Here is a 26,458-nt window from a genome sequence, read left to right as displayed (position 1 = left end):
GGGTTGCCGTGCCGGGGCACCTCTACGCTCGGGCGAGTGGGAACGAAAGCCCCACCATCGCCGGATTGCGGCCTCAGATCAGTTCGACCTTGCCGTTGGCGAGGTTGTAGACGCCGCCGACGATCTTGAGCTTGCCGCTCGACACCAGCCCGGCGAGGATCGGCTGCGACTGCTGCAGCGTCTTCACGTTGTGGCGGACATTGGCGATCACGGCCCGCTGCGGCAGGTCGTCGCCCGTCTCCTTCAGCGCCGGTTCGACGCCAGGCTTCATTGCGCGCACCAGATCGCCGATGTGGCCGGGCAGGTCGTTGCCTTTCTGCAGCGCGCCGATCGTCGCGTTGATGGCGCCGCAATTGCTGTGACCCAGCACCATGATCACCTTGGTGCCGAGCACCGCTGCACCATATTCGAGGCTGGCGAGCCCGTCGGGCGTGACGAAATTGCCGGCGACCCGGACGACGAACAGATTGCCCGGCCCCTGATCGAAGGCGAGCTCCGGCGCGATGCGCGAGTCGGCGCAGCCGAGGATCGCGGCGAATGGCGACTGGCCTTGCGAGCGCGCGACGCGGCCGGCGGAGAAATCACGCTCGCGCAATTCGTTGCCGGTGTAGCGGGCGTTGCCCTGCATCAGCTTGTCGAGCGCGGCGTCCGGCGTATCGCTGGGGACGGTCGGCGCCTGGGCGAAGGCGGCCGATGGCAGCGTGGCGGCAAGTAGTCCAAGTCCGCCCTGAACCAGTCGGCGTCGGGACAGTCTGGTATCAACGCAGGCGTCGCACATTCCATCTCTCCTCAGTGGGCGCATCCGGCGAGATGGTAGTTCGAGTGTTCCGATGTCGCGAAGAGCTGTTTGCGGCTCAACTCATTAGTCGTAAAAACCGAATTAAGTCGGCGCGGCAAGCTTTAGGCAAATTCGGTGCGTTGCGTGGCGGCAGGAAACGACTGCCGGAGCATGGCCGGATAGCGCAGCGCCTGCAGGCCGCCGCGCCACACGTAGTGCAGCAGCAGCGCCAGCCACAGCCCGGTGTTGCCGAACGGGCGGAGCGCCAGCCAGCCGGCGAAGAACAGCACCAGCGACAGCAGCATCAGGTTGCGCATCTCGCGCGACCAGGTGGCGCCGATGAAGATGCCGTCGAACGCGAAGGCGAATACGCCGAGCAGCGGCGCCAGCGTCACCAGCCACAGATAGTCGCGTGCGGCGCTGCGCAATTCGGCGCTCGATGTCATCGCGTCGATCAGCAGCGGTCCGGCGAACGCGTAGATTGCGCTCACCACGATGGCGAAGGCGAAGCCCCACATGATCACCAGCCGCGTCGCCGCCACGAAGCCGGCGCGGTCGCGGGCGCCGAGCGTGCGGCCGCACAGCTGCTCGGCCGCATTGGCGAGGCCGTCGAGGAAGAACGCGCTCACCATCAGGAAATTGTTGAGCACCGAATTGGTCGCGAGGATGACGTCGCCGGAGCGGGCGCCCTGCGCGGTGAAGAACAGGAACACAGTGATCAGTGCCGCCGTGCGGATCATGATGTCGCGATTGACCGCGAACATCCGGCAAAGTTTGTCGCGATCGAACAATGCGGATCGAGGCATTGGTGGTGCGCCGCGAAACAGCCAGCCGGCGATCGCCAGGCCGATGATCAGTCCCGAGCCTTCGGCCATCACCGCGGCGATCGCCGCGCCGGTGATGCCGAAGTCGAACCACAGCACCAGTGTGACTGTCGCGACGATGTTGATGAGATTAATGGCGACCTGGATGCCGAGCGCCAGTGTGGCGCGGGCCTGCCCGACCAGCCAGCCGAGCACGGCGAAATTCGCCAGCACCAGCGGGGCCGACCAGATCCGGATGGTGAAGTAACTCTTCGCCGCGGTGCTGACGGCATCGCTGCCGCCCATCGCGCCGATCACTGCGCTTGCAAGCGGCGCCTGCAGCGCGATCAGCAGCAATCCCACCGCCGCCGCGACGATCAAGCCGCGGACAAGGTGGGCCGGGACTTCGCCTCGATGGCCGGCGCCGAGCGATTGCGCGGTGAACGCCAGCGTGCTCATCCGCAGGAAGCCGAACAGCCAGAACAAACAGTCGAAGATCACCGAAGTCATCGCCACGCCGCCGAGCAGGGTGGCGTCGCCGAGCCGGCCGATCGCCGCGGTGGCGACGACGCCGAGCAGCGGTGTCGTCAGATTGGCCACCATCGCCGGGCCGGCGATGGCAAAAACCTGCCTGGAGCTGACGGACGAGGCTTGTGGCAAACTTCAGGCGCCCAAAATCAGCGCCCGCGCGGGCTGCTGAACACGCGCGACAGCAGCCAGATCGGGATCACGATGACGGCGCCGAGCAGGAAGTAGCGCCACAATCCGCTGATCGCGTCGAAGCCGAGATCCCACAGCCGCTCGAACAGCAGCCGGATGCTGACCAGGATGTTCCACGGGTCCAGTCCGATCGCGGCCAGCACGACGCCGACCAGGATCGACATCAGCGCCAGGCGGAACAGCACCGCGAGCGGAGAGCCGCCGAGGAAACGGGAGAGGCCGTCATTGGAGGCCGGCAGGTTTCGGGTGTCGTCGCGCATCGCTTCAGTCCTCGCGGTCCGGCCGGATGATAATCGGTGTTGGGGAAATGGGGAACCGGGTTGGGGCCGTCAATGCCCGCCGGCGGCGGCTTTTTCGCGGCGCGGCGCGTCGGCCTTCAGCATCCGCTCCAAAGTTTCGAGCCGGTCGGCGTCTCGCGGCGGCTTGTCCCAGCGCAGCCGGTTGATCCGGGGAAACCGCATCGCGACTCCCGATTTGTGCCGCGGCGAGCGTTGCAGGCCTTCGAACGCGACTTCCAGCACCAGGCCCTGATCCGGCTGGTGCACGACATGGCGGACCGGGCCGAATTTCTCGGTGGTGTTGCGGCGGACGAAACGGTCGATCTGCAGCAGCTCCTCGTCGGTGAAGCCGAAATACGCCTTGCCGACCGGCACCAGCTGATCGGCGCCGTCGGCTTCGGTCCAGACCCCGAAGGTGTAGTCGGAGTAATAGGACGAGCGCTTGCCGTGGCCGCGCTGCGCATACATCAGCACGGCGTCGATGAGGTGGGGGTCGTGTTTCCACTTCCACCATTGGCCCTTCGGGCGGCCCGGCAGATACAAAGCGTCGCGCCGCTTCAGCATCACGCCCTCGACAGCATCAGCATCGAGCCCGGCGCCTGCGGAGGCCGGGTCGCGCCGCGCGGCGCGCAGCCCGTCCCAGTCGTCGAACGCCACGGTCGGCGACAGGTCGATGCGCGGATCGTCGAGACGGGCGATGAAGGTCTCGAGCCGGGCGCGGCGTTCGGCGAACGGCAGCGTGCGCAGATCCTCGTCGCCGTCGCCGAGCAGATCGTAGGCGCGCAGATGGATCGGGTATTCCTTGGTCAGCTTCGGCGTCACCGATTTGCGGTTCAGCCGCTGCTGCAGCACGTTGAAGGTCTGCACGCGCTGCTCGCGCAGCACCAGCAGCTCGCCGTCGATCGCGCCGGGCAGGCGCAGCGACGGCAACAGATCGGGGAAACTCATGGTGATGTCTTCGCCGCTGCGCGAATATAGCCGCACCACGATGTCGCCGTGCTCGCCAAGGCCGCTGACCGCCTGAACGCGGATGCCGTCCCATTTCCATTCGGCGATGTAGTCGGCCGGATTCATCGCGGCGAAGTCGGTGTCCTCGACCGCATGCGCCAGCATCACCGGCCGGAACGGCGCCGGATCGCGGTTGACCGGCTGCGGGCCGCGGTCTTCCAGCCAGGCGAACAGTTCGAGATACGGCGGCGCGAGGCCGGGCCAGATCAGCTCGACATCGTGCGGATCCTTATCGCCGAGCGCCGCGACCGCGGTCTTGGCCAGTCGCGCCGATACGCCGATGCGCAACGACCCGGTGACCAGCTTGAGCAGCGCCCAGCGTCCGGTCTCGTCGAGCTCGTCCAGCCACCGCGTCAACTGCGCCGGCATCTCGGCCTTGCCGAGACTGTGCAGCGTGGTGACGATTTCGGTGAGGGTGGGGGGAGGCGGGTTGTTGTGGCCGGAACTCACTACGGCGCTTAGTTCTGAAGCGATGGTCTCACCGCTTGCGGGGCGAGCTCCCTCTCCCGCTTGCGGGAGAGGGTTGGGGTGAGGGGGCCCCAAGGATGGCGTCCCGGTGGGGACCCCCACCCCCGACCCCTCCCCGCAAGGGGGAGGGGAGGAGGCCCCGCCAGGGGGGATGGCCGCCCGACTCGGGGCGGGCCACATCAACGCGACCGTCTCCGACAAATCGCCGACGTAGTCGTAGGAAATCTCGAACAGCACCGGGTCGGTGCGTTCGGCGATCAGGGCGCGGATCAGCGCCGGCTTGGCGTGGCGGAACGACAGCGCGCCGGTCAGCGCCGCCAGCGCGTAGCCGCGGTCGGGGTCTTCGACCTCGCGGAAATAACTGACGAGCAGCCGCAGCTTGGCGTTGCGGCCGGGTTCGTAGGCGAGGCGGTCGAGCAGGGCGGCAAAGCGGTTCATGCCTCTGCGGCCTCGCTTTCGTCCGCCGGCATGCCGGCGTCTTCGTCCTCGTCGCCATAGCCGACCAGATCGAGCGGCCGCGCGGCGAGGCCCTTGCTCTGGCACCAATGCACCAGCGCGTCTTCCTGACCGTGGGTGACCCAAACTTCGCCGGCGCCGGTCGCCGCGATCGTGGCGGTGAGGCCGTCCCAGTCGGCGTGGTCGGAAATCACCAGCGGCAGTTCGACGCCGCGCTGCCGGGCGCGGGCGCGCACCCGCATCCAGCCGGACGCAAAGGCGGTGAGCGGATCGGGGAAGCGCCGCGTCCACAAATCGGAGGTCGCCGATGGCGGCGCCAGCGTGATGGTGCCGGCAAGCTCGGCCTTCTTGACGCCCTTCACCGGGCGTAGCTCGCCGAGCGGAACGCCGTGCTCCGCGTAGTAATGGGTGATCTTCTCCATCGCGCCGTGCAGATAGATCGGCGCGTCGTAGCCGGCCTCGCGGATCAGGGCGATCACCCGCTGCGCCTTGCCGAGCGAATAGGCGCCGACCAGATGCGCCCGCTCCGGAAACAGCGCGACCGAGTCGAGCAGCTTGCGGACTTCGCCGGCCGCGTTGGGATGACGGAACACGGGCAGCCCGAACGTCGCCTCGGTGATGAACACGTCGCAGGGCACGATTTCGAACGGCGTGCAGGTCGGGTCCGGCGCATCCTTGTAGTCGCCCGACGCGACGATACGGATGCCGCCCGCTTCGACCGCAATCTGCGCCGAGCCGAGCACGTGACCGGCCGGATGGAGCGTCACCGTGGTGTCTCCGAGCCGGATGGTTTCGCCGTAACGGATCGCCTGCGTGCTGCCGGCGAAATTCTCGCCGTAGCGCAGCCGCATCATGTCCAGGGTTTCCTGCGTCGCCAGCACGGCGCCGTGGCCGGGGCGCGCATGGTCGGAATGGCCGTGCGTGATCACGGCCCGCTCCACCGGTCGCACCGGGTCGATATGGAAGCCGCCGGGCTTGCAGCAAAGCCCGGAGGCGATCGGCAACAGGATGTCGTGGGGGCGCATGATTTCTATATAGGCCGGCCAGCAGGGCAAACGAGTCGCACCCGGACTGGTTCCGTGGATGCCCGCAGATGAGTGCCCCGGGCACCGCCTGCCCCCTCTCCCGCTTGCGGGAGAGGGCTGGGGTGAGGGCGCCCCAGGCAGTGAGTGCAAACAAAAACCCCGGCCTTTCGGCCGGGGTTTGGTGTCTCAGGTCCGGATCGGACGAGGCTTAGTACTTCGCGACGACCGGCTGGTTGAAGTGATAGTTGATGCCGGTGCGCAGCATGTGCTCGGTGACCTTGGAGGTGTTCACAGCCAGGCCGCCGGCGAACGCGTCGGTGGTCGAGCCGAGGTCGACATAAAGATATTCCGACTTCGAGGTCCAGTTCGGGCCGAGCAGGCCGAACAGGCTGAACGGAGTTTCGATGCCGGCGCCGACAGCGTAGCCGCTGCGCGTGCGGTTGAAGGTCTCGTTGCTGATCGGGGTCACGATGTTGGTCTTGACGTTGCCGTAAGCGTAACCGCCGGTGGCGTAGAACAACGTGGTGCCGACCGTATAGCCGATGCGGCCACGCGCCGTGCCGAACCAGGGAAGCTTCTGGTTGTACAGAACGGTCGAATTGAGCACCGCGGTGCGGTCGTCCTTCTGAGTCGAGCCCTGGAAGTCGGCTTCGAGGCCGAACACCCAGCTGGCGGCCTGCCAGTTGTAGCCGATCTGACCACCGCCGACGTAGCCGTCGGGCGACAGGCTGAACTGCTCGTTGAACGGTCCGATCGAAGCGGTCGTGGCGTTGCGGCCCAGCGCGCCGCCGAAGTTGGCGCCGATGTACATGCCGGCCCAATTCGCCGGGGGCGGCGCGATGTACATGCCGGTGCCGCCGATGCGGTAGTTCACGCCGGCGCGGAAGATGCTCTCGCGATATTCGGTGCGTAGCGCCTGAGTGCCGAACGCGTCGTTGCGGTTGCCGAGGTCGAGATAAAGGTACTCGATCTTGCCGGTCCAGTTGCCGCCGAGCGCTGCTTCGACACCGGAACCGAGGGTCCAGCCGGTGCGGGTCTCGCTGAGGGCGAACGGCACCAGGCCCAGGCCGGGCTCGGTGACCGTGGTCTTGACGTTGCCGGCCGCGAAACCGCCGGTGACGTAGCCGACCGCCGGACCGCGCACCAGACCGATACGGCCGCGCACGGTGCTGAACCAGTCGAGCTTCTGATTGTAATTCACCGTGCCGACCGCGCTGTTCAGCGTGGTGCGGCCGTCGGAGACGCCGCTGCCCTGGATGTCGGCTTCGATGCCGATCAGCAACGGACCCAGGAAGGTGGTGTTGCTCTGCCAGTTGTAGCCGATCTGACCGCCGCCGATCACGCCCTGCGGCTGCAGGTAGGTCGAATTGAAGGTGCCGCCTGCCGGGAAGGCATGCGCCGCAAGGTCACGACCGAGGCCGACGCCGACGTTGGCGCCGATGTAGAAGCCGGTCCAGTCATAGACCATCGCCACCGGCGCCTTCATGTAGGGAGCTTTGACGGCGAGATCGGCTGCCTGGGCGCTGACCGCGGTGCCAACGAGCGCCACACCGGCGAGAATCTTTTTCATGCGGGTACCTTCCTGATGATCCGCGAAAACTAGCTCTGTTCGCAGCTTGCGGCTGTACCCGGACTGCCACACCTGCCGAAATTCTCGCGTTGTTTCAAGCGTAAATGACTGATTAACGGACCGATTTCCCCACACGCCGGGCGCCGCGCCGGCTGCGGCGAGAGGTCGCTGCGCTAAGCACAAAACTTCCCATTGGGCGGGAAATCCGCAGCCGTTTCCTGCACATCCAGGGTTGCGATCGGCGGGCGTTCCGCACAGGATGCCGCCGCCGCAAGAGCGAACCCGCCAACGGCAGAACGAGAACCGGACGCGCCAGCGAACCGGCACCAGGAGGAAACTGTATGAATCAGCGCTCGAATTCCGTCTTCGCGTCCACCGTGCTGGGCGCGTTGCTGCTCGCCGCCCCGGCGGTCGCCGCCGACAAGAAATACGATGCCGGCGCCAGCGACACCGAGATCAAGATCGGCCAGACGGTGCCGCATTCCGGTCCGGGTTCGCTCTACGGCGTGCTCGGTCGCGTCGGCGAAGCCTATTTCCAGATGCTGAACGAGAAGGGCGGCATCAACGGGCGCAAGGTCAAGTTCATCACTCTGGACGATTCCTACAGCGCCCCGAAGGCGGTCGAGGCGACCCGCCGGCTGGTCGAGCAGGAGGAAGTGCTGGCGCTGTATGGCTCGCTCGGCACCGCGCCGCAGACCGCAGTCCACAAATATCTCAATAACAAGAAGGTGCCGCAGCTGCTGCTGAACACCGGCGCCTCGAAGTGGAACGACCCGAAGAACTTCAAATGGACCATGGCGGGCCTGCCGCTGTATCCGACCGAGGCGCGCATCCTCGCCAAATACGTGCTGAGCGTGAAGCCCGACGCCAAGGTCGCGATTCTGTATCAGAACGACGATTTCGGCCGCGACTTCCTCGGCCCGTTCAAGAAGGTTCTGGAAGAGGCCGGCGGCAAGGCCAAGGTGGTGGCCGAGGCCAGCTACGACCTGACCGAGCCGACGATCGATTCGCAGATGATCAACCTGTCGAAGTCCGGCGCCGACGTGTTCTACAACATCACCACCGGCAAGGCGACGTCGCAGTCGATCCGCAAGGTTGCCGAAATCGGCTGGAAGCCGCTGCAACTGCTGTCGGCCGGCTCGACCGGGCGTTCGATTCTCGAAGCCGCGGGCCTCGAAAACGCCAAGGGCATCGTGGCGATCGCCTACACCAAGGACATCGGATCGGCCAAGTGGGCCAACGATCCGGGCGTGATGGGGTTCGAAGAGCTGCGCAAGAAGTATCTGCCGAACGTCACGGCGGACAATTCGATCGCGTTTTCGGGCTACGGCCAGGCCGCCGCGATGGCCGAGATCCTGCGTCGCTGCGGTGACGACCTCACTCACGAGAACGTCCTGAAGCAGGCGTCGATGCTGGGCGGCTTCAGCACGCCGCACATGCTGCCGGGCGTCAGCTACTCCTACACGCCGACCGACTACACCTCGATCAAGACGCTCTACACCATGCAGTTCAACGGCAAGGACTGGGACGTCTCGGATAAACCCGTCACGGAGTAGGTCCGCGACATCGACCGAAACTGGTCCGTCAACCAGCTACGACATGGCCGGGCTCGTCCCGGCCATTTTCGTTTGGACGACCGCATCGGATCGATGCCCGGCACGAAGCCGCACGACGGCAGCGAGATTGCGCCGAGCCGGCGAAGCGACGTCATTGCGAGCTACCGGGTCGGCGCAAAGCGCCGCCCGATGACAGGCTCCGCGAAGCAATCCAGAAGCTCGGTGCAGGGAGCTGGATTGCTTCGTCGCTTCGCTCCTCGCAATGACGGGCGTAGCTGGACATTTTGATTGCCGTACCTCGACCTGCGGGGTTCGAATCCCTAGCTTGGCGGGGTGAGCCTCGCCGAATCCGACCCGTCCTCCGACCTGCTGCCCGAACGGTTCCGCCGCTGGTTCGCCGAGCGCGGCTGGGCGCCGCGGGCGCATCAGCTCGCGTTGCTGGAACGGGCGCGGGCCGATCGGGCGGCGCTGCTGATCGCGCCGACCGGCGCCGGCAAGACGCTGGCCGGATTCCTGCCGACGCTGGTGGAACTGAGCGAGGCGTTGCCCAACCTCTCCCCGCCTGCGGGGAGGGGTCGACTTGTCGGCGGAGCCGGCAAGTCGGGTGAGGGGCCAGATGACTCCGCGCCGTCGGCGGCGGCGCGTCCTGCCGAGACGCCCCCTCATCCGGCACGGCAAGCTGCGCTTGCCGCGCCACCTTCTCCCCGCGCGCGGGGAGAAGGATTCGTGCCTCGACCAGGCGGCCTGCACACGCTCTACATCTCCCCGCTCAAGGCGCTGGCGGTCGATATCGCGCGTAATCTCGAACTCCCGATCGCCCAGATGGGGCTGCCGATCCGGGTCGAGACCCGCACCGGCGACACCCCGGTGTCGCGGCGGACGCGGCAGCGCAAATATCCGCCCGACATCCTGCTCACCACGCCCGAACAGCTCGCGCTGCTGCTTGCGTCCGACGATGCGCCGTATCTGTTCGGCTCGCTGCGGCGGATCGTGCTCGATGAACTCCACGCGCTGGTGACGTCGAAGCGCGGCGATCTGCTGTCGCTCGGGCTGGCGCGGCTGTGGCGGATCGCGCCGCAACTGCGCGCCACCGGGCTGTCGGCGACCGTCGCCGATCCGGACGAACTCGCGCGTTTCCTGGTGCCCCAACCCTTTGTCCCCTCTCCCGCAAGGGGAGAGGGAGAAGAGAGGGCTGTTGGTCAGGCCGACATCGTCGTCGCCAGCGGTGCGGTGCAGCCGATCGTCGAGATGCTCGATACCAAGGAGCGCCTGCCGTGGGCCGGCCACTCGGCGCGGCATGCTCTGGCCGAGATCTATGACCTGATCAAGGGCAACAACACCACGCTGGTCTTCGTCAACACCCGCAGCCAGGCCGAGATGCTGTTCCAGGAACTCTGGCGCATGAACGACGACAATCTGGCGATCGCGCTGCATCACGGCTCGCTCGACGTCGCGCAGCGCCGCAAGGTCGAGGACGCGATGGCGGCCGGTCGGCTGCGCGGCGTGGTGTGTACCTCGTCGCTCGATCTCGGCATCGACTGGGGCGACATCGACCTCGTCGTGAATGTCGGCGCGCCGAAAGGCTCGTCGCGGCTGATGCAGCGGATCGGCCGCGCCAATCACCGGCTGGATGAGGCCTCGCGCGCGGTGCTGGTGCCGTCCAATCGCTTCGAAGTGCTGGAATGCGTCGCCGCGATCGACGCCGTCGCCGAGAATGCGCAGGACACGCCGCCTCAGCGCAAGGGTGCGCTCGACGTGCTGGCGCAGCACATCCTCGGCTGCGCCTGCGGCGAGCCGTTTGTCGCGGATGATCTGTATCGTGAAGTGAGAAGCGCGGCGCCCTATGCGGATCTCAGTCGCGCCGATTTCGACGACACGCTCGATTTCGTCGCCAGCGGCGGCTACGCGCTGAAGAGCTACGAACGCTTCGCCCGCATCAAGCAGGACAAGCAGGGCCGTTGGCGGGTCGCCAATCCGAAGGTGCGGCAGGCCTATCGGCTCAACGTCGGCACCATCGTCGAGGAGGCGATGCTGAAGGTCAAGCTGGTGCGCTCGGCGCGGTCGAAAGGCGGCGGCCACACCGGCGCGATCGCGCGTGGCGGACGGATGCTCGGCCAGATCGAGGAGTACTTCATCGAAGGCCTGACGCCGGGCGACACCTTCGTGTTCGGCGGCGAAGTGGTGCGCTACGAGGCGATGATGGAGGATCAGGTCTACGTCTCGCGCGCCGCCGACAAGGACGCGCGGGTGCCATCCTACATGGGCGGCAAGTTTCCGCTGTCGACGTATCTGGCCGAGCGCGTCCGCGGGCTGCTGGCCGACAAGCGCGCCTGGAAGGGATTGCCCGATCAGGTGCGCGACTGGCTGGCGCTGCAGACCAAGGCGTCGAAAGTGCCCGGCCGCAGCGAGCTGGTGGTCGAGACGTTTCCGCGCGCCGCCAAGTACTATTTGGTGTGCTATCCGTTCGAGGGAAGGCTGGCGCATCAGACGCTCGGCATGCTGCTGACGCGGCGGCTGGAGCGCGCCCGCGCCCGGCCGCTGGGCTTCGTCGCTAACGAATATGCGCTGGCGGTGTGGGGGCTGGGCGATACGTCTCATATGATCCGGCAGGGCCGGCTCGACCTCGACGCGCTGTTCGATCCCGACATGCTGGGTGACGATCTCGAGGCCTGGCTGGCCGAATCGGCGCTGATGAAGCGCACCTTTCGCTACGCAGCGATCATCTCCGGACTGATCGCGCGGCGCTTCGCCGGCGAGGAAAAATCGCGCCGGCAGGTGCTGTTCTCGACCGACCTGGTCTACGACGTACTGAACAAACACCAGCCCGATCACGTGCTGCTGCGCGCCGCCCGTGCCGACGCCGCCACAGGGCTGCTCGATTTGCGACGTCTCAGTGATATGCTGACGCGAATCAAGGGTCACATCGTCCACAAGGAACTCGACCGCGTGTCGCCTTTGGCGGTGCCGGTGATGCTGGAAATCGGCCGCGAAGCCGTGTACGGCGAAGCCTCCGATGAACTGCTCGCCGAAGCCGCCGACGAATTGGTGCGCGAGGCGATGGAAGATACGTCAACGCGTAGGATGGGTTGAGCGCAAGCGAAACCCATCGCGCGCTGCACTGAATTGATGGGTTTCGCTACGCTCAACCCATCCTACGGATAGATCGTTTTGCCGGCAGACCGCGCTTCGAACGAACTGGATGAGGTGCCCGTCGTCACCGTCGCCGATGTTGCGATGGTGGCCGACCTGTCTGGCGCGTTGTATTGGGAAGCCGAGCGGCTGCTGATCGTGTCCGATCTGCATCTCGAAAAAGGCTCGAGCTACGCAATGCGCGGCGTGCTGCTGCCGCCTTACGATACGGTGGCGACGCTCGGCCGGCTCGGTGCAGTGATCGCGCGGTTCGATCCGCGCTGCGTGATCGCGCTCGGCGACAGCTTTCACGATCGGCACGCGCATGGCCGGCTGTCGGCCGCCAATCGCGATATCCTCACGGCGCTGCAGGCGCGCCGCGACTGGATCTGGATCTCCGGCAATCACGATCCGGAACTACCGGGCGACCTCGGCGGCAGCGTCGCGGACAAAGTGACGATCGGCGACATCGCGTTCCGCCACGAGCCGACCGGCGCGCGCGGCGAAATTGCCGGCCATCTGCATCCGAAAGCCCGCGTCAGCCGCCGCGGCCGCAGCGTCGAACGGCGCTGCTTCGCCGGCGACGGCCTGCGTGTGGTGATGCCGGCGTTCGGCGCCTACACCGGCGGCCTCAACATCCGCGACGCCGCCTTCGCCCGCCTGTTCGGCTCGGCCGCGTTCGTCGCCCACGTCCTCGGCGACCACCGCCTCCACGCCATCGCGGCGTCGCGCTGCTGCTGACGGATCGACGCGCAGGTCTTCACTCAGCTTTCGCCGGCGCGCCCACCTCTCCACGAGTCATTCCGGGGCGCTCGCGAAGCGAGCGAACCCGGAATCTCGAAGTTGTTGAGTCGAGAGTTCGCCACGCGCGGCGCTGTCGGGTGCCCTGAACGGCGGGATTCCGGGTTCGCGCGCGTTGCGCGCGCCCCGGAATGACGTGTTTGGGGCGTGACGTGCTTGGGGCGCGATTAGTCCCGCCTAAACACGATCGATGCCATCCAGCCGGTGGCGAGGGCCATCAGGGCGGTGAACAGGCCGTAGAGGATGCCGTGCTGCTTGGCGGCGGTGGCGACGAATTGTTCGAAGCCGACCTTGGCGATTTCGAACGAGGTCTCGGTCTGGGTCAGCAGTTCGCCGTTGCCGAACAGCTTGATGTGCACCTCGTAGCTGCCGATCGGCACTTCGGCGGGCAGCGGAATGCCGGTGCGGAACATCGTCGGGGTGAGGAATTTCACCGCTGCCGGGTCTTCCTCGTAGAGCTTGCGCTCCTCGCGCAGCCGCACGAAGGCGGTGCGGAACTGATCGTCGGAAACGACGTCCGCATAGTCGGTGCCGATCCGCTGGGTCAGCAGCGTGTAGCGGATGCCGAGCTGCTGCCGTCGCCGCACCTCGGGGGCGGCGATCGCCTGCAGCGGCTGGTTGGAAAACACCGCCAGATAGCTCGGCACCATCAGAAACTGCCGGGAATCGGTGTTGATCCAGATCCCGAAGCGGCGCTCCTTGCGCCGCGTCACCATGTCGGAGCGCGGACCGATCACGGTGACGACCAGACCATAGGCCATCGGCTCGACCGGCGCCGGGCTGTCGCGCTCGACCGAGCCGAACAGCACCAGCTCGCCGCCCGAATAGTTCGGCGTCACCGTCACCCGGGCGTTGGAGACCGATACGATCAGCTTCTCGGCGCGCGCCGGGCCGGCCAGCGCGAGCAGCGCCAGCGCGGCGATCACCCACAGCTGTGCGCGCCGGGATCCCATCAGTTCGGCCCGGTTTCGCGCAGGGTGAACAATTCCTCCGGCTTGATGCCGAGGTCGACCGCGAAGCGGATGCCGACCGCCAGCACCAGGAGGCCGAGCAGCAGCCGCAGCTGTTCGCCGCGGATGCGCTGGCCGGCGCGGGCGCCGAATTGCGCGCCGGTGACGCCGCCGATCATCAGGATCAGCGCCAGCACGGCGTCGACCAGGTGGTTGGTGGCGGCGTGCAGCACGGTGGCGATCAGCATCGTCACCAGCGTCAGCACCATCGAGGTGCCCACCACCATGCTGGTCGGGACCCGCAGCAGATAGATCAGCATGGGCACCAGGATGAAGCCGCCGCCGACGCCCATCACGGCGCCGATGAAGCCGATCAGCAGCCCGATCGTCACCACCGGGATCACCGACAGATACATCTTGGAGCGCTTGAACCGGATCTTCAGCGGCAGCGCGTGGATCCAGTTGCGGTTGCCGGTGCGGCCTGCCAGCGGCACCTGGCCGCGGCGGCTGCGCAGGATCGCGCGGATGCCCTCATACACCATCAGCCCGCCGACCGCGGTCAGCAGCACCACGTAGGACAGCGCGATCATCAGATCGAGCTGCCCGACCGAGCGCATCAGCGCGAAGAACCAGACGCCCAGCGCGGTCCCGGCGATGCCGCCGCATAACAGGATGAAGGCGAGCATCGGGTCGATCGCCCGCCGCCGCCAATACGACAGCGCGCCCGAGAACGACGACGCCGCCATGTGGCTGGTGACGGAGGCGACCGCGACGGCCGGCGCGATGCCGATGAAGATCAGCAGCGGCGTCATCAGGAAGCCGCCGCCGACCCCGAACATGCCGGACACGAACCCGACCGCAGCGCCCATCGCCAGGATGAGCAGGACATTGACCGGAAGGTCTGCGATCGGAAGATAAAGCTGCACGCGCGGTCGCTTCGGAGTTCGTCGCTGTGGCTGAATGCGCGGACCCGCGAGGTCCGGCAGCCCTGCATAGCCGATAACAACCTGACCTTGGATTAAAGAATCCGCGACGGCCGAGGTTTTTCGCCTCCCGCCGCCGCGAACCTGGTGCGGTGGTGAACGGTTATCCGGTCAGCGTGCCGCGCGCTTGCCGGCGCCCGACTTGGCGGCCGCCGCGGGCTGCGCGTCCCAGCCGCCGGCCGGGGTCGCGACCTTGACGGCATCGTCGGGCTGCGGCTCGACCATGAAGGTCTGCACCGCGAGTTTGGCGGCCGACAGCGATTGCGGATCGAGCCGCTTGGCGACGTCGTCGCGCTTCTTGCCGGCGTCATTGTCGCCCTGGGCCGCCGCGAGGCTGAACCATTTGAACGACTCGGCGAGGTTCTGTTCGACGCCGATGCCGCGGGCGTACAGGATTCCGAGGTTGAACTGGCTGTCGGGGACGCCGCGTTCGGCCGCCTTGCGGAACCACTCCGCCGCGCTCTTGTAGTTGGCGCCCTTGCCGCCGCCGTCAGCCTCGAGCACCGCGAGATTATGCATCGCCTTGGCGTTGCCGCGGTCCGCCGCCCGGACGTAGTAGCGCCGCGCGGCGTCGAGATCCTTGGTCACCCCGAGGCCCTTTTCGTTCAGGGTCCCCATCCGGAACATCGCCGGCACGACGCCGGCCTGCGAGGCGCGGCCGTACCATTTGGCGGCCTCCTCGACATTCGCCGGCACGCCCTTGCCTTCTGCGAAGCGGTTGCCGACCTCGTAGGCGGCGGCGGCGTCGCCCTTCAGCGCGGCCTTGCGCAGCGCCGGACCGCCGATCGCCTCGGGCAGCGTCTCGCCGGCCGGGATCGCGACCGTGGTGATCGGCGGAGGCGCCGAGGTCTGCGGCGTGGGGATTGCGCCGGTGATGTCGACGGACGCGGTCTTGGCGGACGACGCCGGCGCCGGCGCCGGCGACGCGGCGGCCGGCGTCTGCGCTGGTCCGAAAAGCGATTGCTGGTTCAGCGGTGTCGGCGAGGTCATCGACGGGGCTGCCGGAGCCGCGGGCGTTTCGGCCGGCATCTCGTCGTCCTCGTCGGCGCCGCCGTCCTGCGGCGCGGGTTCTTGCAGGCTCGCGGCCGGGACCGGAAGGTCGTTGTCGAGCAGGTTCATCGCGAGCTTGAAGGTGCCGAGCACGATCACCACGACGCTGGCGCCGACCAGAAGCGAGCGGATCTTGGAGCCGAGCGTAGTGACAGGCTTGCCGGCGTCGGAGCCGGCGGCGCCTTGCGGCTTGACCTTAACCTTGTCGGCCGGTTGCGTGGTCGCGGTGGCGGCCGCCTGGGCGGCGCGGCGCGCGGCCGCGATGAAGCTCGAACTGCTGGCCGGTTCGGGCTTGGCAGAGCCGGCGAGTTCGCTGATGGCGCTTTCCGAAGCTGCGATCCGTTCGGACGGCGAGGCGACGCGGGCCGGCGGCCGGCTGCCCGGCTCCAGCGGATGATCCGGCGGCAGCGAATCCTGCGGCATCCGCTGCGTGGTGATCTGCGGCTCGGGCGCGCGGCCGCGGCTCGCCTGCGGATCGAGAATGTCGAAGATCGCGCGCGAACTGGGAGCGGGCGCGGGCGCGGGCTCGGCGACGGCCGGCTCGGCCGGACGGCTCGGCGCAAATTCGCGCGGCGCGGCCTCGAAGGCCGGCATGGCAGCGGCCGGGTTCGGCAGTTCGGGGCGCGGCGGCAGCTTAACCTGCGGGGCCGGCGCCATCGCGGCCGGCATCGGCGCAGGGATCGGTGCGGCTGTCGGCTTGGTCGTCGGCCTGGCGGGCTCGGCGACCGGCGGCGCCGAGCGGGCGCTGCGCAGATCGCTCTCGATCATCGCCAGCCGGTCGACGACGTGGCCGAGCGTGTTGTGTACCGCCTCGAGCGAATCCTGGGTGTGCCGGTCGGTTTCGGACTGGCTGAAGCGGATGTCGGAAATCTCGCGCTTGATGGTCTCGACCGCGCCGTTGTCGAACGCGGACGCCGCCTGGCTGAGATCGGCGATCCGGCTGAAGCTGTCCTGCTGGCGCTCGAGCATCCGCAGGATGTCCTGCAGGCCTTCTTCGACGCGCTCGAGATTGCCGCCGCCGCGCGCGCCGGCGGCCTGCTCCATCCTTTCGAGCAGAAAGGTCACGCGCTGTTCGAGATGCGCGAAGGCCGACGAATTGTCATTGCCGACCGGCAGGTGATCCAGCCGTTCCGACAGCGCCCGCATGGCGCTTTCGAGTTGCTCGGTCGAAGCGCTGGCGGCCGGCTCGCGGCTCTCCAGCGCGGCGGTCAGCGCGGTGATGCGGTTCTCGAGCGCCGCGAGTGAAACGGTGTTGCTGTCGACCTGCGACAGCTGATCGATCTTGTCGGCGAGGGTGTGAACGTTGCTGCTGAGCTGCTCGAGGGCCTCGTTGGAGGCGACATTGGAGACGATGCCGCGCAGCGCCCCGATGGCGTTTTCCAGCTGCTGCAACGTGCCGGGATCGTCGCTGTTGCGCACGATCATGTCGATCTTGCCGCCGAGATTGCGGATCGCTTCGTCGAAACCGGCAAGCTGTTCGGCTGGCGTCAGCGATTGCAGCGCGGCGTGGATTTCCCCGAGCGCCCGCTCGATGCCGGCGATCACGCCGGCGTCGATGCTGCCGTGGCGGCTGTCGTCGAGCCGCTGCGCCAGCGATCTGACCTCGCCTTCGAGCGTTTCGATTGCCCGGCGCGGCATCGCTTCGGTGATGGTCTGGCGGATTTCGGCGAGTTCGGTCCGGAACGCCGCGATCGATTGCTCGATCTGGTCGGGCCGCTGCAGCGCGTCGATCTGGCTGGTGATCCTGAGCAACTGCTGCTCCAGGCTCGAGAAGTTCGGGCCGGACGGCGGGGTCATATCCCGGGCGATCGAAGGCGCAATCGGCGGAGCTTGCCGCGACGGCACGCGGCCGACCGGGGCGTCGAGTTCGCTCTGGCGGGCCGCGATCTCGGCAATCGCGAGGTCGAGCGCGTTCGGATCGAGCGGCGGCGAGCTGCGATAGACCTGGGTGGCGGCACGCTCGACCCGCTCGGTCGGCGATTGCGGCGCCGGCTCGGGCTGGGCTGCAGGCTGCGGAGCGGGCTTCGGCTCGGTGATCCGCGCCAGCCGCGCGTCGAGGCGCGAGATCGCGTCGTTCAGCTGTCGCGACACCGGCTCGCCGCGTGTCGGCGGACGGGAAATCTGGTCGATCTGCCGGGCGATCGAATCCAGCCGCTGATGAATTTCGGCGACGTCGGGCGCACCCTTGTCGGACATCACACCGCGTCCCGGCTCGAGCTCCGGAGCGGCCGCTTGGGTGTCGGGCTGGACCGGAGCTTGAGGCGCATGGGTGGGGGCAGCCGCGCCTTGCGGTGCGGAGTCGCCGAGCTGACCGTTGATCCAGTCCGCGAGCGACATGCCGGCGCGCTTCGCAGCGGCTTCCGCGCGCTCCCGCACTGACGGTTCGATGCCTTCGACGCTCCACGATACGCGATTCATGTTTTGGTCGCTTCCGAACTGCCGACTGCGGCGCTTGCAACCTTCCCGTCGTGTCCCGCGCGAACGACACCCGAATTCAATGCGGGAGGGCTGCCTCTCGCACCGACTTTTTCGCGTTAGGGTAAATACCGAGTTAAGGATGGTGGCCGGAGGGAGGGGAAACTTGCCGGACCGCGTATTATCCCGCTCCCGCAAGCGTATCCCCGAGCACTGCGTAACCTCTCCCGCTTGCGGGAGAGAGCCTGCCCTCGGGCTTGACCCGAGGGTCGGATCGCGTAGCGATCCGGGTGAGGGGCACTCCCATCCGCGCTTGCTGATTCAGTGCCTGGGGCTCCCTCACCCCAACCCTCTCCCGCAGGCGGGAGAGGGGGCGCGCAGTGCCCCGGGGGAAGTCAGCGAGTAAACAGAGCGCTCAGATCGTCGATGTCTGCTTCGGTGATCACCGAGTGCGCGGGGTTGAGCATCGCGGTCTGGCCGATATAGGCCCAGTACAGGAATTCGGCCCGCGACTGCGCGCGCCGGCTTTCGACGCCGGACTCGATCAGGATCTTGGCCAGATACTCGACCCGCCTTGTGTCCACCGACGCCACCATCTCGGCCGCCGTCGGGTCGGTTTCGGCCAGCGCCCGAATGGCGCGGTCGAGGCTGCGGTCTTCGTTGAAGGCGAGCTTTATCAGATGCGTCAGCCGGGCCGGACCGACGATCGCGGCGTCGATCTCGCGAAACACCTGATCGGTGACGCGCTCCTGCCAACGCTGCAGCAGCTGGATGCGGAAATCGGTCGCGTCCTTGAAGTGCCAGTAGAAACTACCGCGGGAGACATCCAACCCGGCTGCCAGATCGCCCACTTTCAGGGCGTTCGCGCCTTCGCGCGCCAGCATGCGCAGGCCATGCGCCAGCCAATCGGCGCGCGTGAGCCGGTCCTTGGTATCCGTTTCCATCTGCCGACCATACACCAGTGTATTGACACGGCCAAGCCGTCTCGCTAGATACCATTCAGGGATGTATGGAAACGGTCTCGAAGGGTGCGGCGCTGGCGCCGCGCGATGGGTGGCGATGACAGCGATCCTGCGTGGCAATGCGGCCCAGCGACTGGGCCGGCCGTTTCGATCCGCCGCGCGCGGTCTCCGCGCAATCGGCGTGACGCGTCGTCGCAATCAGCCTGTTCTTCATGTCGGACCTGCAGCCAAAGATGATTTGGCTGTTAGCATCGGGCGCGGCGCGTGACGGCGCGGCAGATCCTTTCGGTCGCGACCGCGCGACCCATCCGGCAATCGTCTCTCACCAACTCGGAGCGCCACTGATGGCATTGAACGGCCTCGACGTCTGGTACGGCTTCATGAAGACTCATGACAAGGCCGCACTGTGGGATCTGCTGCATCCCGACGCTGTGTTCGAAAGCCCGGTGGTACATACGCCGCAGGCCGGCCGCGATATCGTATTCAAGTACCTGGTGAGCGCTGAGAAGGTATTGGGCGGCCCCGGCTTCAAATATGTGGGCGAGTGGCGCAGCCAAAATGGCGCGGTGCTGGAATTCGAGAACGAGATCGACGGCATCAAGCTCAACGGCGTCGACATCATCACGTTCGCGGACGATGGACGGATTACCAACTTCAAGGTCATGGTCCGGCCATTGAAGGCGATCAATCTGCTGCACCGGCTGATGGGAGAGCAGTTGGCGCGTCAGTAGCGCGCCGGCATCCAGTCAAATCCTCGTGGCCGCCGTCTGAACCTGCCCCGCATGGCGTACACTTCACACCAGATCCCGATCGAGAGACACGCATGACGATCTACAAGGCTCCCGTTGAAGATGTCGGCTTCCTGCTGAACGACGTGTTTCAGTTCGACCGCTACAACAATCTGCCCGGCTTCGCCGACGCGGCGCCGGACGTACGCGATGCGATCATCAACGAGGCGGCCCGGCTCAGCGAAGAAGTGCTGCATCCGCTGAACAGCATCGGCGACAGCGAAGGCTGCACCCGCAACGACGATGGCAGCGTCACCCCGCCCAAAGGCTTCAAGGAAGCCTACAAGCAGATCGCCGAGGGCGGCTGGATGGGCCTGTCGGCGCCGACCGAATATGGCGGGCAGGGGTTGCCGATCACGCTGACCCAGACCGTGCAGGAATTCCTGAACTCCGCCAACATGGCGTTCGCGATGTATCCGGGTCTGACCATGGGCGCCGCGGCGGCGCTGACGGTGCACGGCTCGCCGGAGCAGAAGCAGACCTATCTGCCCAAGATGGTGAGCGGCGAGTGGACCGGCACCATGAACCTCACCGAGCCGCAATGCGGCACCGACCTGGGCCTGCTGCGCACCAAGGCGGTGAAGCAGGCGGACGGCAGCTACAAGCTCACCGGCACCAAGATCTTCATCTCGGCCGGTGAGCACGATATGGCCGACAACATCATCCATCTGGTGCTGGCGCGGATCGAAGGCGCACCCGCCGGCATCAAGGGCGTGTCGCTGTTCGTGGTGCCGAAGTTCATGGTCAATGCCGATGGTTCGCTCGGCGCGCGCAACGGCGTGGTGTGCGGCTCGATCGAGCACAAGATGGGCATCCACGGCAACGCCACCTGCACGATGAACTACGACGACGCCACCGGCTGGCTGATCGGCGAAGAGAACAAGGGCATGCAGGGCATGTTCGTGATGATGAACGAGGCCCGCCTCGGCGTCGCCGTGCAGGGCCTGGCGCAGTCGGAAGTCGCGTATCAGAACGCCGTCGAATATGCCCGCGAGCGGCTGCAGGGCCGCGCGCTGTCCGGCCCGAAGGCGACCGACAAGCCGGCCGATCCGATTATCGTGCATCCCGACATCCGCCGCGCGCTGCTGACGATGCGCTCGTTCAACGAGGCGGCGCGCGCGCTGGTGCTGTGGACCGCGCTGAAGAGCGATGTTGCGCATCGCTCCGACGACGCCAAGGAGCGGCAGGCCGCCGACGATCATCTCGGCCTGATGACTCCGGTGCTGAAGGGTGTGCTGACCGACACCGGCTTCGCCAACACCGTGATGGCGCAGCAGATCTATGGCGGCCACGGCTACATCCACGCCAACGGCGTCGAGCAGTTCGTCCGCGACGCCCGCATCGCGATGATCTACGAAGGCGCCAACGGCATCCAGGCGCTCGATCTCGTCGGCCGCAAGCTGCCGCGCGACGGCGGCCGCGCCGTGATGGCGTTCTTCGCCGAGGTCGGCGCCTTCGCCAAGGAGCACGGCGGCGACGAGGCGATGAAGCCGTTCGTCAGCCCGCTGTCGACCTCGCTCGGCCATCTGCAGCAGGCCACCACCTGGCTGATGCTGAACGCGATGGCGGCGCCCGACAATGCCGGCGCCGGCGCCACCGACTACATGCATCTGTTCGGTCTCGTCGCCTGCGGCTACATGTGGGCCAAGATGGCCAAGGTGGCGCAGGACAAGATTGCCGCCAGCGGCGCCACGCCCTATCTCACCACCAAGCTGGTCACCGGCCGGTTCTTCATGGAACGCTCGCTGCCCGCCACCGCGCTGCATCTGGCGCGGCTGCAGACCGGCAGCGCGACCACCATGGAGTTGCCGGCGGAAGCGTTCTGATCTCCACGTGCTGTCATCCCCGCGAAGGCGGGGATCCAGTAACCCCGGCGCCGGCGGCTCATCCGCGACGCTCTTGAATACTGGGTCGCCCGGTCAAGCCGGGCGATGACACCTCGAATAACACTGCGTCACAGCTTCATTTTGAGGAACACCCCATGCCCGAAGCCTATATCTACGATCACGTTCGCACCCCGCGCGGCCGCGGCAAGGCCGATGGCGCGCTGCACGAGGTGACTGCGCTGGCGCTGGCGACGGTGCCGCTGAAGGCGCTGAAGGACCGTAACAATCTGAAGAAGGATGTGGTCGACGACGTCGTGATGGGCGTGGTCGATCCGGTCGGCGAGGCGGGCTCGGACATCGCGCGGTTCGCGGCGATGAACGCCGGTCTCGGCGAGGCCGTGCCGGGCGTGCAGATCTCCCGGTTCTGCGCCTCGGGCCTCGACGCGGTGAACTTTGCCGCCGCGCAGGTGATGAGCGGTCAGCACGAGCTGGTGATCGGCGGCGGCGCGGAGTCGATGAGCCGCATCGGTCTCGGCGCCTCGGGCGGCGCCTGGCCGATGGACCCGTCGATGGCGGTGCCGTCCTACTTCATGCCGCAGGGCGTCTCGGCCGATCTGATCGCCACCAAATACGGGTTTTCTCGCGACGACGTCGACGCCTACGCGGTGCAGAGCCAGCAGCGCGCCGCGAAGTCGTGGGACGAAGGTCGGTTCGACAAGTCGGTGGTGCCGGTCAAGGACATCAACGGCCTGACGATTCTGGCCAAGGACGAGCACATGCGGCCGTCGACCACGATGCAGTCGCTCGGCCAGTTGCAGCCGTCGTTCGCGCCGATGGCGGTGATGGGCGGCTTCGACGCGGTGGCGATCCAGTCGCATCCGGAAATCGAGAAGATCAACTACGTCCATCACGCCGGCAACTCGTCCGGGATCGTCGACGGCGCCGGCGCGGTGCTGCTCGGCAGCAAGGAGGCCGGCGACAAGCACGGCCTCAAGCCGCGTGCAAAGATCCGCGCGTTCGCCAATATCGGCTCGGAGCCGGCGATGATGCTGACCGGTCCGGTCGACGTGACCAAGAAGCTGTTCGAGCGCTCGGGCATGAAGAAGAGCGACATCGATCTGTTCGAGCTCAACGAGGCGTTCGCCTCGGTCGTGCTGCGCTACATGCAGGCGTTCGAGATCGACAAGGATCAGATCAACGTCAATGGCGGCGCAATCGCGCTCGGCCATCCGCTCGGCGCCACCGGCGCGATGATCCTCGGCACCGTGCTGGACGAACTCGAGCGCACCGGCAAGGCGACCGCGCTGGTGACGCTGTGCATCGGCGGCGGCATGGGCACCGCCACGATCATCGAGCGGGTGTGACACCGTAGGGTGGGCAAAGCGAAGCGTGCCCACCACCACGGTCTCGGTCGTTCGCGTGGGCACGGCGCTTCGCGCCTTTGCCCACCCTACGAACTACACGGCCGCTCTGACGTCGATCGTCGGCGTCAGCATCGGCACCTCGGGCAGAGCCATCAAAGCAGGTTTGGCGAAATGGTAACCCTGGAACAGCGAGATACCGGCTGCGCGCAGCACGGTGCATTCCTGTTCGCATTCGACGCCTTCGGCGAGCACGCGAATGTCCAGTTCGCGGGCGATGCCGACGATTCCCGCGACGATCGCCTGCTTGGCGCGGCTGAGATGGATGTCGCGCAGCACCTCCATGTCGATCTTGATCAGATCGGGCTGCAGCTTGGAGAGCAGGCCGAGGCCCGCATAGCCGGCGCCGAAATCGTCAAGCGCAGTGAGGAAGCCGAGCTTGCGATAGACCTCGATGATCTTGCTGACATGCGCGGCGTCGAGCATGCGCTCGTTCTCGGTGAACTCGAACATCAGGTTCCGATGCGGGAACTGCGCGCGCTTGGCGGCGGCGAGCGACTTCTGAATGCAGGCGTTCGGCTCGTAGACCGCGTTCGGCATGAAGTTGATCGACAGCCGCGTGCAGGAATCGACGAACAGCTTGCCGGCCGTCTCGATCGCAAGTACGCGCGCCGCCTGATCGAAGCGGTAGCGCATCTCGTCGGTGACCTGGGACAGAATCATGCCGGCGGGCTCGCCGTTCGGCCCGCGTACCAAAGCCTCGTAACCCCACACCCGCTGCGCCGACAGATCGACGATCGGCTGAAAAGCCATCTTCATCTCGAACGGAACCGCGATGCCATCCTGGCAACCGGCGCAAGCGGAACTCATAAGGCCTCCTGTTTTATCGGCGCTCACAGCGCGGGTAAGACGGTAGCCTACAATCAGACCTCTTATGCAACGTTAAGCTAACAGTTCGAAACGGAGCACACAGCGATGAGCTACAGCAACTTCAAGATCGAGATCGACTCCGACGGCATCGCGCTCGTGACCTGGGATCTCCCCGGACGCTCGATGAACGTGCTCGACACCAAGACGATCGAGGAGCTCGCCGCGATCGCCGAGCAGACGACCAAGGACGCGGCCGTCAAGGGCGTGGTGATTACTTCGGCCAAGGACGCGTTCTGCGCCGGCGCCGACCTGTCGATGCTGGAGGCGATGACCAAGCAGTTCGCCCAGATCAAGACGGACAAGGGTGAAGAAGCCGCCCAGCAGATGCTGTTAGACGAGAGCCGCAAGCTGTCGCAGATCCTGCGCGGCATCGAGACCGGCGGCAAGCCGTGGGTTGCGGCGATCAACGGCATGGCGCTCGGCGGCGGTTTTGAGGTCACGCTGGCCTGTCACTACCGCGTCGCTGCCGACAATCCGAAGACCCGCCTCGGCCTGCCCGAGATCAAGGTCGGCCTGTTCCCGGGCGGCGGCGGCACGCAGCGGATTCCGCGTATCGTCAATCCGCAGGAGGCGATGACCATTCTGCTCAAGGGCGATCAGCTCAAGCTCGACAAGGCCAAGGCGCTGAAGCTGGTCGACGCCGTGGTGCCGGCAGATCAATTGATCGACACCGCCAAGCAGTGGATCAAGGCCGGCGGCAAGGCGGTGGCGCCGTGGGACGAGAAGGGCTTCAAGCTGCCCGGCGGCCCGGTGTTCTCCAAGCAGGGCATGATGATGTTCCCGGCCGGCAACGCCATCTATCGCCGCGAGACCTACGACAACTATCCGGCCGCGCGCGCCATCATGAGCTGCGTCTATGAGGGGCTGCAGGTGCCGATGGACGTCGCGCTGCGCATCGAGTCGCGTTACTTCGCCCATGTGCTGCAGACGAAGGAAGCGGCGGCGATGATCCGCAGCCTGTTCCTGTCGATGCAGGAGCTGAACAAGGGTGCGCGCCGTCCGCAGGGCGTGCCGCCCACCAAGGTCAAGAAGCTCGCGATCATCGGCGCCGGCTTCATGGGCGCCAGCGTCGGCTACGTCTCGGCCAAGGCCGGCATCGAGGTGGTGCTGATCGACCGCGATCAGGAGAGCGCCGACAAGGGCAAGGCGCACTGCCAGTCGGTCATCGACGGTCTCATCAAGAAAGGCCGCGCCAAGCCGGCGGACGCCGAAGCGCTGCTGTCGCGCATCACCGCGACCGCAGACTTCAACGCGATCTCGGATTGCGACCTCGTCATCGAGGCGGTGTTCGAGGATCGCAAGGTCAAGGCCGAGACCTACGCCAAGGCGCAGCCGCTCTTGAAGGAAGGCGCGATCTTTGCCTCCAACACCTCGACGCTGCCGATCAACTCGCTGGCCGAGGAGTTCAAGGACCAGTCGAAGTTCATCGGCATCCACTTCTTCTCGCCGGTCGAGAAGATGATGCTGGTCGAAGTGATCGTCGGCAAGAACACCGGCGACGTCGCGCTCGCCACCGCGCTCGACTACACCCGGCAGATCGGCAAGACCCCGATCGTGGTCAACGACTCGCGCGGCTTCTTCGCCAACCGCTGCGTGCTGCGCTTCACCGCCGAAGGCCTCGAGATGCTGATGGAAGGCGTCCCGGCGCCGATGATCGAGACCGCCGCCAAGATGGCCGGCATGCCGGTCGGCCCGCTGTCGCTCGCCGACGAAGTCGCGCTCGATCTGATCCTGAAGATCATGAAGGCGACCGAAGCCGACCTCGGCGAACAGGCGGTCGATCAGCAGCAGAAGAAGCTGATGGTCGAGCTGGTCGAGAAGCAGGGCCGGTTCGGCCGCAAGAACGGCAAGGGCTTCTACGTCTATCCGGAGAAGGGCAAAGGCCAGAAGAGCCTGTGGGACGGCATCGCCGCGCTGCAGCCGAAGCATCTCGATCCCGACACGATCGACGTCGAGGAGCTCAAGCAGCGCTTCCTGGCGGTGCAGGCGGTCGAAGCTGCCCGCACGGTCGAGGACAACGTCATCGTCGATCCGCGCGAGGCCGATGTCGGCTCGATCCTCGGCTTCGGCTTCGCGCCGTTCACCGGCGGCACGCTGAGCTACATCGACTTCATGGGCACCAAGGAGTTCGTGGCGCTGTGCCACAAGCTCGAGGGCAAGTTCGGCTCGCGCTTCACGCCGCCGAAGCTGCTTGAAGAGATGGCCAAGACCGGCGACACCTTCTACCACCGCTTCGCCCCGAAGAAGCAGGCGGCGGCGTAGTTAGCTACGTCTTCCATGATGAAATGACGTAGCTAGCCCCGAACCGTAGCGAGCTCCCTCTCCCGCTTGCGGGAGAGGGTTGGGGTGAGGGCGCCCCAACCGCTGACTCAGCGATTCGCGGAGAGGAGTGCCCTCACCCGCCGCGCTTCGCGCGTCGACCCTCGGGTCAAGCCCGAGGGCAGGCTCTCTCCCGCAAGCGGGAGAGGTTCACGAGACTCAGTGCCCGTGTTCAACCGGCATGATTCCCGACACTTCAGACCGGGATGATTGTCGACAGTTCTGGGTCCGCGTGTTCCGGCGCGTAGCGCAGCCCCTCTCGGGGCGGAGCGAAGCGCCGGA

The 26,458-nt window shown here is 66.7% G+C and carries 18 protein-coding genes; 7 read left to right on the top strand and 11 right to left on the bottom strand.

The annotated features are described in order from the left end of the window. Positions 1–73 precede the first annotated feature (73 nt). The 6 genes from LPW26_RS11740 to LPW26_RS11715 all read right to left on the bottom strand — a co-directional run bounded on the left by LPW26_RS11740 (position 74) and on the right by LPW26_RS11715 (position 7,106). Positions 74–778: a carbonic anhydrase gene (locus LPW26_RS11740; protein ID WP_238735356.1), complete on the bottom strand. Its 705-nt coding sequence runs from the start codon at positions 776–778 to the stop codon at positions 74–76. A 122-nt stretch (positions 779–900) separates the two neighbouring features. Continuing rightward, positions 901–2,184, bottom strand: a complete 1,284-nt coding sequence (locus LPW26_RS11735) for an MATE family efflux transporter (protein ID WP_238735354.1) — start codon at positions 2,182–2,184, stop codon at positions 901–903. A gap of 74 nt (positions 2,185–2,258) precedes the next feature. Further along, positions 2,259–2,561, bottom strand: coding sequence for a DUF6460 domain-containing protein (locus tag LPW26_RS11730; protein WP_238735352.1), 303 nt, complete (start codon positions 2,559–2,561; stop codon positions 2,259–2,261). Between the two features lie 69 nt (positions 2,562–2,630). Continuing rightward, positions 2,631–4,493 carry an ATP-dependent DNA ligase gene (locus LPW26_RS11725; protein ID WP_238735350.1) on the bottom strand — a complete coding sequence of 621 codons (1,863 nt, stop codon included), beginning with the start codon at positions 4,491–4,493 and terminating at the stop codon, positions 2,631–2,633. Further along, positions 4,490–5,536, bottom strand: a complete 1,047-nt coding sequence (locus LPW26_RS11720; RefSeq protein WP_238735348.1) for a ligase-associated DNA damage response exonuclease — start codon at positions 5,534–5,536, stop codon at positions 4,490–4,492. The genes LPW26_RS11725 and LPW26_RS11720 overlap by 4 nt, the downstream gene beginning before the upstream one ends. A gap of 208 nt (positions 5,537–5,744) precedes the next feature. Beyond that, a complete protein-coding gene (locus LPW26_RS11715) occupies positions 5,745–7,106 on the bottom strand; it encodes an outer membrane protein (protein ID WP_238735346.1) in 1,362 nt (453 codons plus the stop codon). A 341-nt stretch (positions 7,107–7,447) separates the two neighbouring features. On the opposite strand from LPW26_RS11715, the gene LPW26_RS11710 reads away from it, so the two are divergent. From LPW26_RS11710 to pdeM, 3 genes are all read left to right on the top strand, one after another. After that, entirely contained in the window at positions 7,448–8,662 is a 1,215-nt protein-coding gene (locus tag LPW26_RS11710; RefSeq protein WP_238735344.1) for an ABC transporter substrate-binding protein, read from the top strand. 333 nt (positions 8,663–8,995) lie between these two features. Beyond that, complete coding sequence (locus LPW26_RS11705; RefSeq protein WP_238735343.1) at positions 8,996–11,752, top strand: ligase-associated DNA damage response DEXH box helicase; 2,757 nt, start codon at positions 8,996–8,998, stop codon at positions 11,750–11,752. Positions 11,753–11,857: 105 nt separating this feature from the next. Further along, complete coding sequence (gene pdeM / locus LPW26_RS11700; protein WP_263858994.1) at positions 11,858–12,532, top strand: ligase-associated DNA damage response endonuclease PdeM; 675 nt, start codon at positions 11,858–11,860, stop codon at positions 12,530–12,532. A 227-nt stretch (positions 12,533–12,759) separates the two neighbouring features. Here pdeM and LPW26_RS11695 read toward each other — a convergent pair whose 3' ends face one another. The 4 genes from LPW26_RS11695 to LPW26_RS11680 form a co-directional block, all read right to left on the bottom strand. After that, positions 12,760–13,545, bottom strand: coding sequence for a TIGR02186 family protein (locus tag LPW26_RS11695; protein ID WP_238735342.1), 786 nt, complete (start codon positions 13,543–13,545; stop codon positions 12,760–12,762). Then, positions 13,545–14,468 (bottom strand): sulfite exporter TauE/SafE family protein, encoded by a 924-nt coding sequence (locus LPW26_RS11690; protein ID WP_238735340.1) that lies wholly within the window; start codon positions 14,466–14,468, stop codon positions 13,545–13,547. Before LPW26_RS11690 ends, LPW26_RS11695 begins: the two co-directional genes overlap by 1 nt. Positions 14,469–14,636: 168 nt before the next feature. Next, positions 14,637–17,993 (bottom strand): tetratricopeptide repeat protein, encoded by a 3,357-nt coding sequence (locus tag LPW26_RS11685; protein WP_238735338.1) that lies wholly within the window; start codon positions 17,991–17,993, stop codon positions 14,637–14,639. Between the two features lie 392 nt (positions 17,994–18,385). Continuing rightward, positions 18,386–19,150 carry a TetR/AcrR family transcriptional regulator gene (locus LPW26_RS11680; RefSeq protein ID WP_238735336.1) on the bottom strand — a complete coding sequence of 255 codons (765 nt, stop codon included), beginning with the start codon at positions 19,148–19,150 and terminating at the stop codon, positions 18,386–18,388. 146 nt (positions 19,151–19,296) lie between these two features. Between LPW26_RS11680 and LPW26_RS11675 the strand changes: the two genes are divergently transcribed. The 3 genes from LPW26_RS11675 to LPW26_RS11665 all read left to right on the top strand — a co-directional run bounded on the left by LPW26_RS11675 (position 19,297) and on the right by LPW26_RS11665 (position 22,930). Further along, positions 19,297–19,683, top strand: coding sequence for a nuclear transport factor 2 family protein (locus tag LPW26_RS11675; protein WP_238735487.1), 387 nt, complete (start codon positions 19,297–19,299; stop codon positions 19,681–19,683). 92 nt (positions 19,684–19,775) lie between these two features. Next, a complete protein-coding gene (locus tag LPW26_RS11670) occupies positions 19,776–21,566 on the top strand; it encodes an acyl-CoA dehydrogenase C-terminal domain-containing protein (RefSeq protein ID WP_238735334.1) in 1,791 nt (596 codons plus the stop codon). A 155-nt stretch (positions 21,567–21,721) separates the two neighbouring features. After that, entirely contained in the window at positions 21,722–22,930 is a 1,209-nt protein-coding gene (locus LPW26_RS11665; RefSeq protein ID WP_238735332.1) for an acetyl-CoA C-acetyltransferase, read from the top strand. Between the two features lie 93 nt (positions 22,931–23,023). Here the strand turns inward: LPW26_RS11665 and LPW26_RS11660 are convergent, their stop codons facing one another. Beyond that, a complete protein-coding gene (locus LPW26_RS11660; RefSeq protein WP_238735330.1) occupies positions 23,024–23,797 on the bottom strand; it encodes an EAL domain-containing protein in 774 nt (257 codons plus the stop codon). A 105-nt stretch (positions 23,798–23,902) separates the two neighbouring features. Here LPW26_RS11660 and LPW26_RS11655 point away from each other — a divergent pair, with 105 nt between their 5' ends. Beyond that, a complete protein-coding gene (locus tag LPW26_RS11655) occupies positions 23,903–26,119 on the top strand; it encodes a 3-hydroxyacyl-CoA dehydrogenase NAD-binding domain-containing protein (RefSeq protein ID WP_238735328.1) in 2,217 nt (738 codons plus the stop codon). Positions 26,120–26,458: the final 339 nt, after the last annotated feature.

Origin of the sequence: Rhodopseudomonas infernalis (genome assembly GCF_022271405.1) — a bacterium.
Lineage (GTDB): Bacteria > Pseudomonadota > Alphaproteobacteria > Rhizobiales > Xanthobacteraceae > Rhodopseudomonas > Rhodopseudomonas infernalis.
The sequence above is the reverse complement of the archived record's forward strand: the minus strand, read 5'-3'. Positions and strand labels throughout refer to the sequence as shown.

What these genes read in the sequence shown, in the direction of transcription:
- LPW26_RS11740 (WP_238735356.1), bottom strand. Translation starts at nt 778, where the DNA reads ATGTGCGACGCCTGCGTTGATACCAGACTGTCCCGACGCCGACTGGTT.
- LPW26_RS11735 (WP_238735354.1), bottom strand. Translation starts at nt 2,184, where the DNA reads ATGGTGGCCAATCTGACGACACCGCTGCTCGGCGTCGTCGCCACCGCG.
- LPW26_RS11730 (WP_238735352.1), bottom strand. Translation starts at nt 2,561, where the DNA reads ATGCGCGACGACACCCGAAACCTGCCGGCCTCCAATGACGGCCTCTCC.
- LPW26_RS11725 (WP_238735350.1), bottom strand. Translation starts at nt 4,493, where the DNA reads ATGAACCGCTTTGCCGCCCTGCTCGACCGCCTCGCCTACGAACCCGGC.
- LPW26_RS11720 (WP_238735348.1), bottom strand. Translation starts at nt 5,536, where the DNA reads ATGCGCCCCCACGACATCCTGTTGCCGATCGCCTCCGGGCTTTGCTGC.
- LPW26_RS11715 (WP_238735346.1), bottom strand. Translation starts at nt 7,106, where the DNA reads ATGAAAAAGATTCTCGCCGGTGTGGCGCTCGTTGGCACCGCGGTCAGC.
- LPW26_RS11710 (WP_238735344.1), top strand. Translation starts at nt 7,448, where the DNA reads ATGAATCAGCGCTCGAATTCCGTCTTCGCGTCCACCGTGCTGGGCGCG.
- LPW26_RS11695 (WP_238735342.1), bottom strand. Translation starts at nt 13,545, where the DNA reads ATGGGATCCCGGCGCGCACAGCTGTGGGTGATCGCCGCGCTGGCGCTG.
- LPW26_RS11685 (WP_238735338.1), bottom strand. Translation starts at nt 17,993, where the DNA reads ATGAATCGCGTATCGTGGAGCGTCGAAGGCATCGAACCGTCAGTGCGG.
- LPW26_RS11675 (WP_238735487.1), top strand. Translation starts at nt 19,297, where the DNA reads ATGGCATTGAACGGCCTCGACGTCTGGTACGGCTTCATGAAGACTCAT.
- LPW26_RS11670 (WP_238735334.1), top strand. Translation starts at nt 19,776, where the DNA reads ATGACGATCTACAAGGCTCCCGTTGAAGATGTCGGCTTCCTGCTGAAC.
- LPW26_RS11665 (WP_238735332.1), top strand. Translation starts at nt 21,722, where the DNA reads ATGCCCGAAGCCTATATCTACGATCACGTTCGCACCCCGCGCGGCCGC.
- LPW26_RS11660 (WP_238735330.1), bottom strand. Translation starts at nt 23,797, where the DNA reads ATGAGTTCCGCTTGCGCCGGTTGCCAGGATGGCATCGCGGTTCCGTTC.
- LPW26_RS11655 (WP_238735328.1), top strand. Translation starts at nt 23,903, where the DNA reads ATGAGCTACAGCAACTTCAAGATCGAGATCGACTCCGACGGCATCGCG.